Raw genomic sequence first — 15,645 nt, forward strand, 5'->3', positions numbered from 1 at the left:
CCGAGTGACCGAATTCCGGCAGGCGGCCGACGTAGCGGAAGGCTTCCACACCGAGGTGATCGCGCCTCTGGTCGGAGAGGTCGACTACGCGGCGGGGCTGCTCGGGTGGGGCTCAGACGTGCTGGGCTACGACACCATGCGTTCCACGGACCACGGGTGGGGGCCGCGTGTCGTCGTACTGGTTGACGCGGGCGAGGTCGAGCGGGTGCGGAAGGCGGTCGACGACGGGCTGCCGGACGAGTACGCCGGCTATCCGGTCCGGTTCGGGTGGGACAGCTACGAGCCGCGGCACTACGTGACGGTCACGACGGTGGGGGACTGGCTGCGGGGGCAGCTGGGCTTTGACGCGTCGCAAGGGATCGGGGTCGACGATTGGCTGGTCACGCCGCAGCAGCAGCTCCTGGGCGTTGTGGCGGGCCGGGTGTACGCCGACGACGGGCGGCTGGCACGGGTGCGTGACGCACTGGCCTGGTACCCGGACCAGGTCTGGCGGTGGACGCTCGCCTGCCAGTGGTCGCGGATCGCGCAGGAGGAGGCGTTCGTCCAGCGCACGCACGAGGTGGGCGACGAGCTCGGGTCACAGGTCGTGGCTGCTCGGTTGGTGCGGGACTTGATGCGGCTGGCGTTGCTGCAGGCGCGGACCTATGCGCCGTACAGCAAGTGGCTCGGTACGGCGTTCGCTCGCCTCGGCCACCCGGACGGGCTCGACGTGACACTGGCGGCCGCGATGGCAGCCGAGTCGTACGCCGATCGCGAGCAGGCGCTCGTCACGGCGTACGAGCTGGTCGCCCGTCGTCACAACGCCCTCGGGATCACCGCCGAGCTGGACCCGGCGCCGCGGCCGTACTTCGACAGGCCGGCGCAGGTGCTCGGCGCGGACCGCTTCGTGCAGGCGTGCCTGGCGACGGTGTCTGATCCCCAAGTGAAGAGCTACGGGCTGATCGGTTCGATTGACCAGTTCGTGGACAACACCGACGTACTCAGTAGCCCGGCCGCGTTCCGGAAGCTGGTTTCTGTCTATCGTTGAACGATGACCCTCGCCAGCCACGTCATCAGTTCCGTCACGACCACCGAGATCCGTTACGAGTACCTGCGCACGATCGGCCGCAACGCCTTCCTCGGAAGCCACGGGAACGGCGGGAGCTCCACGGTGTACGTCGTGGAGACCGACCGCGGCGCGACCGGCTGGGGGCTTCCGCTGTACGCCGCCGATCCCGGTGTGCTGCTGGGGCGGTCGCTGGCCGAGCTGATCGACCCGGACCGTGGTGTGATCGACCCGGCGGCGGAGTTCCTCGACTACCCGCTGCACGATCTGGCGGCGCGGATCCTCGACGTCCCGGTGTACGCGCTGCTCGACAAGTCGAGCATCCGGGCCGGGTCGCCGCGGGTGCGCTGCTACACCGGCGGTATCTACTTCGACGACGTCGACGGCGGGATGGACGCGATCCGGGCGAATCTCGCGCAGGACCACGCGTTCGGGTTCCGCGACTTCAAACTGAAGATCGGCCGCGGCCACCGGTGGATGGACACCCGCGCCGGGCTGCAGCGCGACATCGAGGTCACCCGGCTGGTCCGGGAGCTGTACCCGGACGCCGGGATCCTTGTCGACGGCAACGACGGCTTCACCCTCAACGGACTCTTCGAGTACCTGGACGGCGTCGCGGATTGCGACCTGTACTGGATCGAGGAACCGTTCGCCGAACGCCGCCCGGACCTCGAGGCCCTGCACGACCACCTGCAGACCCTCCCGACCCGCCCCAAGGTCGCCGACGGCGAGTACGACCCGAACGAGGCCCACGTCCTGGAACTGGCCCGCGACGGTCTCGTCGACGTCGCCTTGATGGACGTCACCGGCCACGGCCTCACCGCCTGGCGCCGCACCATGCCACTCCTGAAAGCCGAAGCCTCACCCCACGCCTGGGGTCACCCCCTCAAGACCCTCTACGCCGCCCACCTGGCCGCCGGCCTCGGCAACACCCCCATCATCGAAGGCGTCCCCGGCCCCAACTACTACACCCTCGACAACGGCCACGTCGTACTCCCCGAGCGACCCGGTTTCGGTCTCGAGCTGCCCGCCTGACCGCCTATTCGCCGAACAACCGGTCGATCGGCAGGAACCAGCGGAAGTCGACCGGGTCGGCGAATGTGGCCGGTGCCTTGCCGCGGGACTGGATGACCGTGGACAGACCGTTGGCGTGGCCAACGGCGTACAGGTAGCCGGTTCGGGTGGCCTTGTCGATGCCGAGCAGCAAGGTGCCGTAGCTGCCGCAGCCGGTCGCGATCAGGGACTCGAAGCCCTGCCAGGTCGAGCGGCGGACCAGTTTGACGACCGGCTTCATCGGCGAGGTCACCGGGATGTGGATCGTGTACAGCGCGCCGCCGCGGGTGGTGGCGAGGAAGGTGTCGTACGTTCGCGTCTTGCTGATCAGTGCCATCGCCTTCACAGCAGCGAATCCCGGATACCCCGTCTTGCTGCGCCAGACGTGGTTCTGGTCGACGGTCCAGCGGAACAGGACGCCGTCGGAGCGCAGGCCGTACGTGGTCGTCCGCCAGGGCGAGTCCTCGGACGATACCGACTGCTCGACGGCGACGAAGCTCTGCCAGCCGCCGCCGATCCGGGTCAGGTCGGCGTGCTGGACCTCGGTGGTCAGGCCGGCCTTGTAGCGCGCGAGATACAGCGCCGAACCGATCACGACGTACCCGGACACGTGGGAGCCGCCCGGGTCCGGATCGGCGCGCATCGAGGTGCTGAGCCGGACCAGGCCTGGCGGGAAGACCTCCAGTGCGACCTCGGAGTCTCTGACCAGCGTGGGTGGCACGGTGGTCTCGATGTACTGGGCGCGGTGGTCACCGTCGGCGGTCACGGAGCCGGCCGTCACCGAACAGGTCGCCGTCGGGCGGCTGGGGGCCGCGTCGGCCGGCCAGGCGAGCGTGCCGGCCGCGAGGCCGATCGCCGCGATCAGTGCGAGCGTACGGGATCTCATCTCGACTCCCTATTCACCGAAGGGTGGTGACTCGGGGCCGGAACTCCAGCGGGCATAGGCGCTGCCTCCGAGCGGCCAGGGGACCTTGCCGCGGCTCTGGATGACCGTGGACGTTCCGTTGGCGTGCCCGACGGCGTACAGGTAGCCGCTCTGGGTGTCCTTGTCGATGCCGAGCAGCAGCGTGCCGTAGATGCCGCACTTCCGGGCGAGCAGGGCCTCGAAACCCTGCCAGGTCGAGCGACGGACCAGCTTGACGACCGGCTTCATCGGCGAGGTCACCGGGATGTGGATCGTGTACAGCGCGCCGCCCCGCGTGGTGGCCAGGAACGTGTCGTACGTCGCGGTCGAACTGATCAACGCCATCGACTTGACTGCCGAGAACCCCGGGTACGACGTCTTCTGGCCCCACGTGCGGGCGTTCCACCGGAACAGCACGCCGTCGCGACGCAGGCCGTAGAGATAGCTGAGCCGCGATGCGGTCCGTGACGAGTACGTGGAGGTGTCGAGGGCGATGTAGCTGCTCCAGCCGCCTCCGATCCGTTGTAGTGCCTGCGCCAGGATCACGCCGTCGTCGTGGACGATCGAGTAGTTGCTGTACAGCACGTCGCCCAGGACGACCAGTCCGAAGACGTCGTAGTTGCCCTCCCCGTTCCGCGAGGACGAGATCGGCCCGCTCAGCCGGGCTGTCTGCGGGAACGGGTCGTTCACCTCCACCCCGAAGGTCCGAGTCGGCGGCACCGTCGCCAGCAAGGACCAGCCGGACAGGTACATGCTGCTGATGGAGCCGACCCCCACCGAGCAAACCGCCGCTGCCGACCCCGATGCCGAGTCCGACGCGGACGCTTGCGGTGCTTCCACAGCTCCGAAGGCCAGACTGGCCGTCGCGACCGCCGCGAAGAGTCGCGATCTCCTGGACATATGCCCTCCCCCTGGTTGGCTCTCTGCAGCCAACCGTCCTGGACCGCCACGGGGTGTGGAGAGGGCCGAAGGTCCCGAATCACGGGGACGTGTTGGCCTCCCGGTCCTGTTCCAGGCGCCGCGTGTACTCCGCGACCTGCTTCAAGGACTTCTCGTCGGCCCAGGACCACTTGGGTGCCTCTGTTGACGGGCCGTCGTACGGGAGGTCTGCGTAGTGGGCTTGCAGCTGGGTCAGCTGGGCTGTCAGCTCGGCGCGAGTTGTGGCGTACGCCGGGTCGTCGGCTACGTTGACCAGCTCCTCTGGGTCCTTCTGCAGGTCGTACAGCTCCCACTCGGACTCGAACAGCCGCTCCGACGAACCCGGTACGCCGAGACCGGCGCCGTAGTAGTGGATGAGCTTGTAGGCCTTGGTTCTGATGCCGTAGTGCGCGGGGGCGTGGTGGATCGGGTCGTCGTGTTCCCAGTAGCGGTAGTAGACGGCCTCAGGCCAGTCCGGCACCTCTTCGCCGCGGAGGAGTGGCAGGAAGCTCCGGCCTTGTGAGGTGGGCATGGTCAGGCCGGCCATGTCGAGGAACGTCGCCGCGAAGTCCACGTTGGTGATCATCGCGTCGCAGGTACTGCCGGCCGGGATCACCGACGGCCAGCGCATCATCATCGGCATCTGCAGCGACTCGTCGAACATCAGCCGCTTGTCGAACCACCCGTGGTCGCCGAGGAAGAACCCCTGGTCGGACGTGTAGACCACGACGGTGTTCTCGGACAGGCCTTCGGAGTCCAGTACGTCGAGCAGCCGCCCGACGTTGTCGTCGATGCTCTGGACGCACTGCAGGTAGTCGCGGAGGTAGCGCTGGTACTTCCACCGCGTCCGCGCCTCCCGGTTCTCCGGGCCGCGGAGCTCGTCCGGAAGCTCCTCACCGAGCTCGTCCGCGCCCAGGTCGTCCGCGACGGACATGCGGACGCCACGGACCGCCTGGCTGCGCGTGCTGTGGTCGTCGAACAGCGTGCTCGGCTCCGGGATCGAACCGATCGGATACAGGTGCTTGTGCTTCTCGTCGGGCACCCACGGCCGGTGGGGTGCCTTGTGGTGCACCAGCAGCAGGAACGGCCGCTCCGGGTCCCGCTGCCGGATCCAGTCGATGCTCTGATCGGTGACGATGTCCGTCGCGTACCCGGGCACGGTCTCGGCACCATCAGGTCCGAGCATCAACGGGTCGACGTACTCACCCTGCCCGGGGAACACCCGCCAGGCGTCGAAGTGCCGCGGCGCGGACTCCGGCCGCTCGCCCAGGTGCCACTTGCCGAACAGCGCGGTCTGGTAGCCGGCGTCCTTCAGCACCTCGGCGAACGTCGGTACGCGGTAGTCGATCTCGGTGAAGATCGACGCGACCCCGTTCACGTGACTGTACGTCCCGGTCAGGATCGAGGCCCGCGACGGCGAACAGATCGAGTTCGTGCAGTACGTCGCGTCCATCCGTACCCCGTCCTGCGCCAGCCGGTCCAGGTGTGGGGTGCTGTTCACCTTGCTGCTCGTGTTGTTGCTGTATGCCGAGATGGCGTGTGCGGCGTGGTCGTCGGACATGACGAAGACGATGTTCGGACGGGACATCAACTCACCTCTCGGAGCGTCTGATCGATCTCGTGCATCATTTCAACGGTGACGCCGGGATGCGCGGCGAACACCTCGAGCAGCGGTGCGGTCGGATTGAGCCGGCGCATCCCGTCCAGCCCGGCCACGATGTGCCCCGGCAGCACCTCTGGAAACCGGTCCAGCACCTCGGCCAGGCCGAGCGTTCGCAACGGGCTGTCCGGTTCCAGGTCTTCACGACGTGCCGTCGGCTGGAGCGCTCGCTGTGCCTGCTCCCACTGTTCTTTGACGAGCAGGTGCTCGCCCAGCACCGGTCCTGTCGCCGGTAGCCCAAGACGTTCGTACTGCTCAGGTGGGGCGTCGTTGGCGCGCATGAGGTCGACCATCAGGCCTGCCAGTCGTAGCTCCAGTTCCTCGTCCTGTAACGGGTTCTGCTGGTGCGGGTCGTTCTCCAGGTCGAAGAGGAGCGAACCATGCCACCAAGGGTTCCCGAAGGACATGCCCTGGACTCTCAGGACAGGGACGCCCTTGGTGAAGGGGAGAGCGGGAAGCAGTTCGGCGTCACCCAGCTCGGAAGGGCTGAAACGGGCGCGCATGTGGGTGGGCATCAGCGTGTAGTTGTAGAGGGGAGAGTTGGACGGGTCCGCGCACGCGCGCATGTAGACGTAGCGGCCGTCTGTCACGTTCACGTGGCCGCCGTGGGCTCCGAACAACGCCCCCTCCCGTAGACCACTGAACAGCCCGACACCTTGCATGTCGGCAGGTACCTCGACGGCGAAGTAGTCGAGCAGCGTCGGCGCGATGTCGATCGTCTGCACCAGGGCGTCGCGTCGTACCCCTGCTTCCCGCTCCCGCGGATCCCACACGAACAGCGGCGTGTGGATCGTCTCGTCGAACCACGGCTGCACGCTCTTGCCCCACCACCCGCGCTCACCGAGCAGGAACCCGTGGTCGGTGCACACGATCAGCATCGTGTCGTCCCACAGCCCGTGCCGGTCGAAGAGATCGAGGACCCGGCCGAGCGAGCGGTCACACATCGCCAGCAGCGAGAGGTACTCACCGCGTGCCCGTTCCACCTCGTCCGGCGACTCGACCACCCGCCGGTACGACGGCCAGTCGAACACCGGCGCCTCGGTGTCCACCCCCAGCAGCCGCCGGTACTCGTCGTAGCTGAAGAACGGCTCGTGCGGGTCGAAGGTCTCGATCTGCACGAACCAGTTGTCCTCGGCAACGTTCGTCTCGATGAACTCGACCCCCGCGTCGAACGTCAGCGTCTGCGGGTGCCGCGCCTCGTCGTGCAGGTGCTGCCGGTTCACCCAGTCCTGTCGGCTGAGGAACGTGGTCGCGTTCAGCGTCTCGGGCACCTCGGGCTCACGGACGTGTCCCTTCCACCGGTCACCCTCCTGACCCCGGAAGAACTCGTACGTCGAGTAGCGGTTGTGGTACGTCGCCCCGCCGTCCTCCCAGTAGTGCTGGTGATCGGTCGCCAGATGCGTGTGTACGCCGCTGTCCCGCAACAGCTCCGGCATCGAGTCGTCGAACGGCTCCAGCGGACCCCACGAGCGATGCAGGAAGTTGTACCGGCCGGTGTGCAGCTCACGCCGCGCCGGCATGCACGGCATGCTCCCGGCGTAGCAGTTCTCGAAGAGTGTGGTCCGCTCGGCCAGCCGGCTGAAGTTGGGTGCATGTACGCCGTCCGCGCCGTACGGCGGCAGCATCCGCCGGTTGAGCGAGTCGTACATGACCATCACAGCGCGTTTCATGCCATCGCCTCACTCGCCAGCAGTTCGCGGCGTTCCTGGCGGCGCGCTGCCTGGCGGTCGGGGTCGGGTAGGGGTGCGGCCATCAGCAGCCGTTTGGTGTACGGATGCTCGGGCCGTTCGGTGACGTCGAGCGCGTCGCCGTACTCGACGATGTCGCCGCGGTACAGGACGGCGACGCGGTGGCTGATGTGCCGGACCACCGCGAGGTCGTGCGAGATGAAGAGATAGGCCACGCCGGTCTCCTCCTGGATCGAGATGAACAGGTCGAGGACGCGCGCCTGCGTGGACAGGTCCAGCGCGGACACCGGCTCGTCGCAGACGATCAGCTTCGGTCGCAGGGCGAGCGCCCGGGCGATCGCGATCCGCTGCCGCTGACCGCCCGAGAACTCCCGCGGCAGCCGATGTACGGCGTCCTGCGGCAGACCGACCTGGTCGAGCAACGTGCGGACCCGTTCAGTCGCCTCACGACGATCGCCGGCACGTCGCGCGACGAGTGGCTCGACCAGGATGTCCTCAACCGTCATCGACGGGTTGAGCGAGCTGTACGGATCCTGGAAGACCACCTGGATGTCGTCGCTCAACCGCCGGCGCTCCCGGCGCGCCATCCCGGCCAGCTCCTGCCCGTCGAACCGGATCGACCCAGAACTGACCGGCACCAGACCGAGGATCGCCCGCCCGATCGTGGTCTTCCCGGAGCCGGACTCGCCGACCAGGCCGAGGGTCTCGTGCGGCTTGATGTCGAAGGACACGTCGTGCAGGGCCCGGAAGCCCTTCGACCGCCAGCCGCGGCCGGCGTACTCCACCACGACGTTGCGTGCTTCAAGCATGGTTCACCTCCAGGCGGGTGCGCGGTGTGCTGTCCTCGAGCGTCGAGCCCAGCAGCGTCTGCGTGTACGGGTGCTGCGGCCGCGCGAACAACGGCCGGACGTCGTCGACCTCGACGATCCGTCCGTCCTGCATCACGGCCACCCGGTCGCAGATGTCCGCGACCACCCCGAAGTTGTGCGTGACCAGCAACATCGCCATCCCGAACTCGGTCTGCAGCCCCCGCAGCAACTCGAGGACGTCGGCCTGCACGGTCACGTCGAGCGCCGTCGTCGGCTCGTCCGCGATCAGTAGGTCCGGCTTGCCCGACACCGCGCCGGCGATCAGCACGCGCTGCGCCATACCGCCGGAGATCTCGTGCGGGTAGGCGGCGAACGTACGACGGGGGTCCGGGATCCCGACCCGCTCCAGCAGGTGCAACGCCTCCACGACGGCCGCCTGCTTGGACAGGCCGCTGACCGCGCGCAACGGCTCGACCAGCTGTTCACCGACCCGGAAACACGGGTCGAGGTTCGACATCGGCTCCTGTGGGACGTACCCGATCCGCCGGCCGCGCAGCACGCGCCGCTCACTGTCGGGGAGCCGGGACAGCTCGCGACCGTCGAAGACGATGCTGCTGGATCCCAGCAACGTCCCACCAGGCGGCAGCAGGCCGAGGACCGAGAAGGCGGTCTGCGTCTTTCCGGAACCGGACTCGCCGACGAGGCCCATGACCTCTCCCTGGCGGACGTCGAGGTCGACGCCGTGCACGACCTCTCGGTAGTCATTGCCGATCGGGTACCCGACCGACAGGTTCGTGATGCGGAGGAGGGGGAGGTCGCTGGTGTCCGGGGTCGCGGGGACGAGCGCGGGTGGTTTCGGTGGCTTGCGGGGCCGCTCGGTGCGCTGGATGACGTCCCGGATCGCGTTGCCCAGCAGGACGAGCGCGGCGACGGTGAGCGCGATTGTCAGGCCCGGCCACCAGATCGCGACCGGCGACGTGTAGATGTTCGTGAACGCGTCCTGCAGCATGCCGCCCCAGGTCGGCGTTGCCGGATCGCCGAGGCCGAGGAACTCCAGCCCGGACTGGACGACAATCGCGATCCCGGCCACGACCGCGGCCTGGATGACGATCGGCGCGCGGACCACCAGCAGCACGTGGCGGCCGATGATTCGGGGATCGCTCAGCCCCGACACGCGGGCGGCGTCGACGTACAACTCGTGTTTGACCGCCATCACCTGACTTCGCACCAGGCGGTGGAAGCCGGGGGACAGCATCACGCCGAACGCGACCATGGCCAGGTAGATCGACGAGCCGAGCGCCTGGAACAGCGCGAGCAGCACGATCATCGTCGGCAGGGCCATCAGCAGGTTGGCGCCCCAGCCGAGGACACCGTCGAGCAGACCGCCGTAGTACCCGCTGAGCAGACCGGACACCACGCCGAGCAGCAGTGCCACCGAGAGAGCGATCACGGCGCCGGTCAGCGTGTTGCGGCCGGCGTACAGCAGCCGGCTGAAGATGTCCCGGCCGGCGCCGTCACCGCCGAGCAGGTAGCCGCTGCCCGGGCCGGCGTTGATCTTGTCGAGCCGCAGCGCGGTCGGGCTGTGCGGCGCGACCAGCGGCGCGAAGACGCTCGCCAGCACGATGACCACCAGAATCACCAGTGCCGCGACCGCGAGCGGGTTGCGGAACACCTTGCGTACTGTGTTCGAGGCTGTCATTGGACACGCACCTTGGGGTTGACCCAGCCGCTGACGACGTCGATGACCAGGTTGACGATGACGACCAGGACGACCAGCGTCACCACGACGCCCATCAGGACCGGTACGTCGCCTTGCAGCGCCGCGTTGATGGTCAGGGTGCCGAGGCCCGGGATGGCGAACACCTTCTCGATCACCACGGCACCGCCGAGCAACGCGATGAACTGCAGGGACAGCACGGTCAGCGCGGGAATCGCGGCGTTCCGCAGCGCGTGCCGGAACAGGACGGACCGCGGACTGATGCCCCGGGCCCGCAGCGTGCGGACGAAGTCCTGACGCAGTACGTCGATCACCGCACCGCGCACCTGCTGCGCCGCGGACGCCGTACTCCCGATCACCAGGGACGCCACCGGCAGTACGAGGGCCGCTGCCCAACTGCCAGGTGACTCCGAGAGCCGTACGTAGCCAGTAGCAGGAAGCACTCCGAGTGTGACCGAGAAGAACACGACGAGGACCAGCGCGACCCAGAAGTTCGGCAGTGCGAACCCGGCGACGCTCAGCACCTGGATGACTCGGTCCAACCAGCCGCCACGGACAGCCGCGGCCACACCGAGCCCAACACTGATCAAAGCGGTGAGAGCGACCGCCAGGACCACCATCGACAACGTCACTGGCAGCCGGTTCGCGATCGCTTGCGACACTGGCTCGTTGGTAAACCAGGAGATGCCCAGGTCGCCGTGCAACGCGTTCTGGGCCCACGTCCCGAGCTGTGCGAGCAGAGGCTTGTCCAGGCCGAGCTCAGCGTTCTTGGCGGCCAGTTGGTCCGGTGTCGCGCTCTCGCCGAGCAGGTTGCGGGCAACGTTGCTCGTGCCGGAGAAGGCCAGTAGGAAGGTGATTCCCGCGATCACCACGACCAGTACGGCGCAGGCGATCAGTCGGCGTCCGATGAATCGAAACATGCCGTCACTCCTTCGGGGAGAACGAGCTGATGGCGGGCGCGACGTTGTAGGCCTGCATGGCGACCGCGGTCTTCGCATCGCTCAGGTAGACGCTGTTCTCGCGGTACCACGGATCGAACCAGGCGTTGTCGACCAGCCATTTGCTGACCGCCTTCATTGCTGCCGGCAACTGCGCAGCCGGTGCGTTCTGAGCGGTGGCCAGCAGCTTGTCGAGCTGCGGATCGCCTGCCTTGAGCGGGTTCCACGGCGACTTGCGCGTGACCGCCTTCTGGATGTCCTGCCACGCCGACTGGCTGCCCAGCGTCATGAAGGCGACCGGGTACTTGCCGGACAGGATCTCCGGGATGACCGCGTTGGCCGGGACCTTCACCCACTTGACCTTGATGCCGACCGCGCCGAGCTGCTGCTCGATGATCGCGTTGTACTGCGCGAACCCGGGCGACTCCGGCATGGTGATCGCGAACCCGTCCGCGTAGCCGGCCTCCGCGAGCAACTGCTTGGCCTTCGCCGGGTCGTAGTTGTAGGTGCTGTCGAGCGCCTTGTCGTACCCGTCGCCGGCGGTGTTGAAGATCTGGGTCGTCAGTGCGCCCTGGCCGTGCGAGACGTTCTTCAGGATCGCTTCCCGGTCGAAGGCGAAGTTGATCGCCTTGCGGACCCGCACATCCTTCAGCGCCGGGACCAGCTTGCCGTCGCGGTCCATCAGCAGCAGGCCGTTCCAGTTCACCGGTGTGGTGTTGGCCGTCAGGCCACTGCGCTGGGCGTCGGCGAGGGAGTTCGTGTCGGTGAGCGCGCCGTTCACCTGGCCGGACTTGATCGCGTTCAGCCGGGCGGTCAGGTCGGTCATCGGCTTGATGACGATCTTGTCGTACGGGAACGCGGCGGTGTTCCAGTAGTCCGGGTTCCGCTTGTAGGTGTAGGTGCTGCCGACCACGGTCCCGGTCTTGTCCAGCACGTACGGCCCGCTGCCGACCGGGGTGGTCGCGACGTCCTTCGCCTTCAGCGACTTCGGGCTGGCCATCGCGCCGCCGACGCTGGCCAGGTAGTCGATCAGCCCGGGATCGGGCGACTTCAGTTTCAGGTTGAGCTCGGTCGGGCTGACGATCTGGTACGTCGCGATCGACCGGCTCATGTACGAGTTCTGACCGGTCCCGGCGCCCAGGTTGACCAGGTTGTCCTTCACCGCGGTCGCGTCGAACAGGGTACCGTCGCTGAACTTCACACCGCTCTTGAGTTTGAGATTCAGCGTGGTGCGCGCGGCGTCGTACTTCCAGGCCGTGGCGAGCCACGGCTGCAGCTTGTTGTCCTTGTCGCGGGTCAGCAGTGTGTCGAAGACGGGTGACCAGTACTGCATCTGGTTGCCGATGTTCAGCTGGGTGGGGTCGAAGGAGTTGTTGTCCAGGACCGCGGCGATGGTCAGCGTCTTGGCCGCTGACGAGCTGGCGCCCGCGCCCGAGCAGGCGCCGGCACCGACGACGAGAGCGGCAGCGGCCAGGAGGGCGCTGCAGCGACGGATGAGCATGATCGGCTCCTTACGTGCGATTCAACGTGCGATCGGGACGTCTGCGCAGGGCTGGAAGCCGAGCCGCCAGGTCTTGACCCAGATCGGTGCGGATGGGGTGAACGGGGCGGTGTAGAGCTGCCAGCGGCGCCTTCCGACGATTGCAGAGCCAGCCGTCGGAGGGTCGGTGGTCCAGCCGATGAGGGAGCCGTCCGTCGAGCACGTGATCGCCACCAGGCCGTCACTGCTCTCGACCTCGGGCGCGGCCGTCTGCGGACGCTGCCCGTCCGGATGCCACTCGGCCAGCAGGTCCTGTTCGGGTCTTCGGCCGAGGTCGCCGGTCCGCTCCAGCCAGGAGTCCAGTGCGTCGGCGAGCCGCTGCTGTACGTCGGCGTACTCCGGCAACCCTGCGAGGTTGTGCTCCTCGTGCGGGTCGGCGTCGATGTCGTAGAGCTCTTCAGGAGCACGTTTGCTTGCGGCAACGATCGTGCGTTGCAGGTCGGTGAGGATCGACGGCGGTTCGCCGAACGCCAGCTGTTGCTGGGCTTCCTGCGCGAACAGCCGGCGGAGTTCCTTCCAGGTCCACAGGTTGTCCGGGTACTCGGTGTGGCCCATCGGCGAACGGTCCGGATGCAGATGGCGGGTGTAGCGGAACCGGCGGTCGCGGATCGAGCGGGAGGTGTCCTCGGCCTCACCCATCCGGTCCCGGGCGCTCACGACGTACTCGCTGCGCCGCTCGAACAGGACCTCGCCGTGCATGTGGCCAGGAACGTCGAGGCCGCACATCGACAGCATCGTCGGCGCGAGATCCATCAGCCCGACCGGTTCGGCGTACCTCGACCCGGCGGCGATCTTCCCCGGCCACCGGATGATCAACGGCTCGCGGAACCCGAGCTCCGTCGCCCACCGCTTGCCGCGTGGCATCCCGAGTCCGTGGTCGCTCCAGAACACCACGATCGTGTTGTCCGCGAGCCCGTCCTCCTCGAGCTGGTCGAGGATCGTGCCGACCCAGTGGTCCATCTGGCTGATCAGTTCGAGGTAGCGGCGCCACGACGTCCGGTACACCTCGGTGTCCGGGTGGTACGGCGGTACGTCGGCCTTCTCGACCCGCTGCGCATCGGCTGTTTTGCGGGCGAACTCGTCGTCGTCCTGGTAGAGCTGCGACTCGTGCGTGATCAGGCTGTGGAAGGCCATGAAGAACGGCTGCTCCGGGTCGTCCCGCAGCCGCCAGTGCGCGTGGTCGCCGAGTTCGTCGTACACCGGCTCGGGAACGTCGACCTGGAAGTCGGTGAACGCGGTGTTGCCGGTCCAGTAGCCCGCGGCCCGGAAGTACTCGGGCAGCAGCCGGACCTCCGGCGGGGGAGTGGCCCGCGTCCGCATGTGCATGGTGCCGATCGCCGGCGGGAAGCAGCCGGTGACGATCGCGCTCCGGGAGGGACCGCACACCGGGGCGGCGGCGAAGGCCTGCTCGAACAGCAGCCCGTCGGCGGCGAGCGCGTCGAGACGCGGCGTGGACGCCTGCTCGGCACCCGGCCAGATCCCGGCGTAGCACCCGAGATGCGGGTTGATGTCATGCGTGCTGATCCACAGCACGTTCGGCTGAGTCGACGCAGAAGTAGGCATAGCTGTGCTCCTGAAGGGGCGACTGGCGTGGTCCTGCGGTCAGTCGACCGCGCGGATGCGCCGCTGGGAGCTGCGACTCTGCAGCTCTTCGCGGAGCTCGATGCACCAGGCGACGTGCTGGTCCATGTGGAGCGAACCGAGCTCGTGCGACCGCTCCTCGACGAAGTCCTGGAGCTCCGCGTCGAACGGCAGCTCCGGCTCCCCGGGGACGGTCCGGTCCCGGTCGCGGTAGCGCTTGATCTGCAGCTGCCGGGCGAGGATCTCCCGATCGAGCAGCTCGATCACCTGGTCGGGCTGGAGGAACCCGCAGAACGCGAGCCGCCCGTAGAACCCGGGGTCCCGGGTGTAGATCGTGGTCGGGGAGTACGGCGCCGTGAGCCAGTCCATGAACACCGTGATCCCTTCGTCGGTGACCCGGTAGGTCTTGGCGTCCTGGGCACCCGGCCGCGGCTCGACGGTGTGCCAGACCCAGCCGCGCTCCTCCATCGAGGACAGACAGCGGTAGACCTGGCTCATCTGGGTGTTGGGGCGCAGGAACGTCCCGCGGGCGTCCATGTAGCGCTTGAGGTCGTACCCGGTGCTGGGGCGCATCAGCAGCACGCCGAGAAGGATGTGCTCGAGCTTCATGATCGCCTCCGGCCCTGGATGACACTGTATGACACAAGTGGAATACCCGTGAGGACACCACAAGTGGAATACCCCGTCAAGAGTTCGGCACAGGACCAGATGTGGACACCGCTGACCGGCAGGTGCCGCGTGGGCGTAGGTTTGGCGCTTATGGCCATGTTCGACCTTTCCCTCGACAAGCTCCGCGAGTACCGGCCCGATGTGGCCGCTCCCGCCGACCTGGTCGACTTCTGGCGCCGCTCCATCGAGAAGGCGCGCACCGACGACCTGTCCGCCGTGTTCACCCCGATCGACAACAAGCTCGCGGTGATCGACACCTACGACGTCACGTACGCCGGCTTCGGCGGCTCGCCCGTGAAGGGCTGGCTGCATGTCCCGGCCGGCACGGACGGCCCGCTGCCGACCGTGGTGCAGTACCACGGGTACTCCGGCGGCCGCGGCTTCCCGCACGCGACCACGCTGTGGGCCCAGGCCGGTTACGCGCACTTCGTGATGGACACCCGCGGCCAGGGCTACAGCTCCGGCGGCCTCGACGGTACGCCGGACGACACGCCGTACGCCGGTCTCAACCACACGCCCGGCTTCATGACCGCGGGCATCACCGACCCCGAGACGTACTACTACCGCCGCGTGTACATCGACGCGGTGCGGGCCCTCGAGGCGGCGCGGACGTCGCCGTTCGTGGATCCGGGTCGCGTGATCGTCAGCGGCGGCAGCCAGGGCGGCGGCATCTCGATCGCCGCGGCCGGTCTCGCCCCGATCGCGGGGATCGAGCTGCTCGGCTGCGCTCCCGACGTACCGTTCCTGTGCCACTTCCAGCGGGCGCTGCAGATCACCGACAAGGACCCGTACGGCGAGATCACGCGGTACCTGAAGGGGTTCCGGCACGACGTCGACGCGGCGCTGAACACCCTCAGCTACTTCGACGGCGTGAACCTCGGCCGGTTGGCCACGGCGCCGGCGCTGTTCTCGGTCGCGCTGATGGACGCCACCTGCCCGCCGTCGACGGTCTTCGCGGCGTACAACCACTACGGGTGCGACCAGAAAGACATCGAGGTCTACCACTACAACAACCACGAGGGCGGCCAGACGTACCAGCAGCTCGCCCAGCTCGACTGGTTCGCGCAGATCTTCGAGGCCGCCGGAAAATAGTCATCGATCGGCCGATGAGTTTCCGGTTCGC

13 protein-coding genes are annotated in these 15,645 nt (G+C 67.8%); 3 read left to right on the plus strand and 10 right to left on the minus strand.

Going from position 1 to position 15,645, the window contains the following annotated elements; genetic code table 11:
- Positions 1 to 4 precede the first annotated feature (4 nt).
- Together E0H50_RS29185 and E0H50_RS29190 are read left to right on the plus strand one after the other, a co-directional pair.
- Complete coding sequence (locus E0H50_RS29185) at positions 5 to 1,027, plus strand: DUF4037 domain-containing protein (RefSeq protein WP_131293747.1); 1,023 nt, start codon at positions 5 to 7, stop codon at positions 1,025 to 1,027.
- A gap of 3 nt (positions 1,028 to 1,030) precedes the next feature.
- Entirely contained in the window at positions 1,031 to 2,080 is a 1,050-nt protein-coding gene (locus tag E0H50_RS29190) for an enolase C-terminal domain-like protein (RefSeq protein ID WP_131293748.1), read from the plus strand.
- 4 nt (positions 2,081 to 2,084) lie between these two features.
- On the opposite strand, the gene E0H50_RS29195 is transcribed toward E0H50_RS29190, so the two are convergent.
- The 10 genes from E0H50_RS29195 to E0H50_RS29240 form a co-directional block, all read right to left on the minus strand.
- The gene (locus tag E0H50_RS29195) at positions 2,085 to 2,984 is read right to left on the minus strand and encodes a hypothetical protein (protein ID WP_238151336.1); all 900 of its coding nucleotides are present in this window, start codon (positions 2,982 to 2,984) and stop codon (positions 2,085 to 2,087) included.
- A 9-nt stretch (positions 2,985 to 2,993) separates the two neighbouring features.
- Positions 2,994 to 3,902, minus strand: coding sequence for a hypothetical protein (locus tag E0H50_RS29200; protein WP_165547335.1), 909 nt, complete (start codon positions 3,900 to 3,902; stop codon positions 2,994 to 2,996).
- A 79-nt stretch (positions 3,903 to 3,981) separates the two neighbouring features.
- Positions 3,982 to 5,508 (minus strand): sulfatase family protein, encoded by a 1,527-nt coding sequence (locus tag E0H50_RS29205; RefSeq protein ID WP_131293750.1) that lies wholly within the window; start codon positions 5,506 to 5,508, stop codon positions 3,982 to 3,984.
- Positions 5,508 to 7,250, minus strand: a complete 1,743-nt coding sequence (locus E0H50_RS29210; protein ID WP_131293751.1) for a sulfatase — start codon at positions 7,248 to 7,250, stop codon at positions 5,508 to 5,510. Before E0H50_RS29210 ends, E0H50_RS29205 begins: the two co-directional genes overlap by 1 nt.
- Positions 7,247 to 8,077, minus strand: a complete 831-nt coding sequence (locus E0H50_RS29215; protein ID WP_131293752.1) for an ATP-binding cassette domain-containing protein — start codon at positions 8,075 to 8,077, stop codon at positions 7,247 to 7,249. Before E0H50_RS29215 ends, E0H50_RS29210 begins: the two co-directional genes overlap by 4 nt.
- Positions 8,070 to 9,776 (minus strand): dipeptide/oligopeptide/nickel ABC transporter permease/ATP-binding protein, encoded by a 1,707-nt coding sequence (locus tag E0H50_RS29220; RefSeq protein ID WP_131293753.1) that lies wholly within the window; start codon positions 9,774 to 9,776, stop codon positions 8,070 to 8,072. The genes E0H50_RS29215 and E0H50_RS29220 overlap by 8 nt, the downstream gene beginning before the upstream one ends.
- On the minus strand, positions 9,773 to 10,714 hold the full coding sequence (locus tag E0H50_RS29225; RefSeq protein ID WP_131293754.1) for an ABC transporter permease: 942 nt from the start codon (positions 10,712 to 10,714) through the stop codon (positions 9,773 to 9,775). The genes E0H50_RS29220 and E0H50_RS29225 overlap by 4 nt, the downstream gene beginning before the upstream one ends.
- Positions 10,715 to 10,718: 4 nt before the next feature.
- Positions 10,719 to 12,233 (minus strand): ABC transporter substrate-binding protein, encoded by a 1,515-nt coding sequence (locus tag E0H50_RS29230; protein WP_131293755.1) that lies wholly within the window; start codon positions 12,231 to 12,233, stop codon positions 10,719 to 10,721.
- A 21-nt stretch (positions 12,234 to 12,254) separates the two neighbouring features.
- On the minus strand, positions 12,255 to 13,835 hold the full coding sequence (locus tag E0H50_RS29235) for a sulfatase family protein (RefSeq protein WP_131293756.1): 1,581 nt from the start codon (positions 13,833 to 13,835) through the stop codon (positions 12,255 to 12,257).
- 39 nt (positions 13,836 to 13,874) lie between these two features.
- Positions 13,875 to 14,462 (minus strand): PadR family transcriptional regulator, encoded by a 588-nt coding sequence (locus E0H50_RS29240; protein ID WP_131293757.1) that lies wholly within the window; start codon positions 14,460 to 14,462, stop codon positions 13,875 to 13,877.
- 156 nt (positions 14,463 to 14,618) lie between these two features.
- Here E0H50_RS29240 and E0H50_RS29245 point away from each other — a divergent pair, with 156 nt between their 5' ends.
- Positions 14,619 to 15,614, plus strand: a complete 996-nt coding sequence (locus tag E0H50_RS29245; RefSeq protein WP_238151339.1) for an acetylxylan esterase — start codon at positions 14,619 to 14,621, stop codon at positions 15,612 to 15,614.
- Positions 15,615 to 15,645 lie beyond the last annotated feature (31 nt).

Source organism: Kribbella sindirgiensis (assembly GCF_004331435.1).
In the GTDB taxonomy this organism is placed as follows: domain Bacteria; phylum Actinomycetota; class Actinomycetes; order Propionibacteriales; family Kribbellaceae; genus Kribbella; species Kribbella sindirgiensis.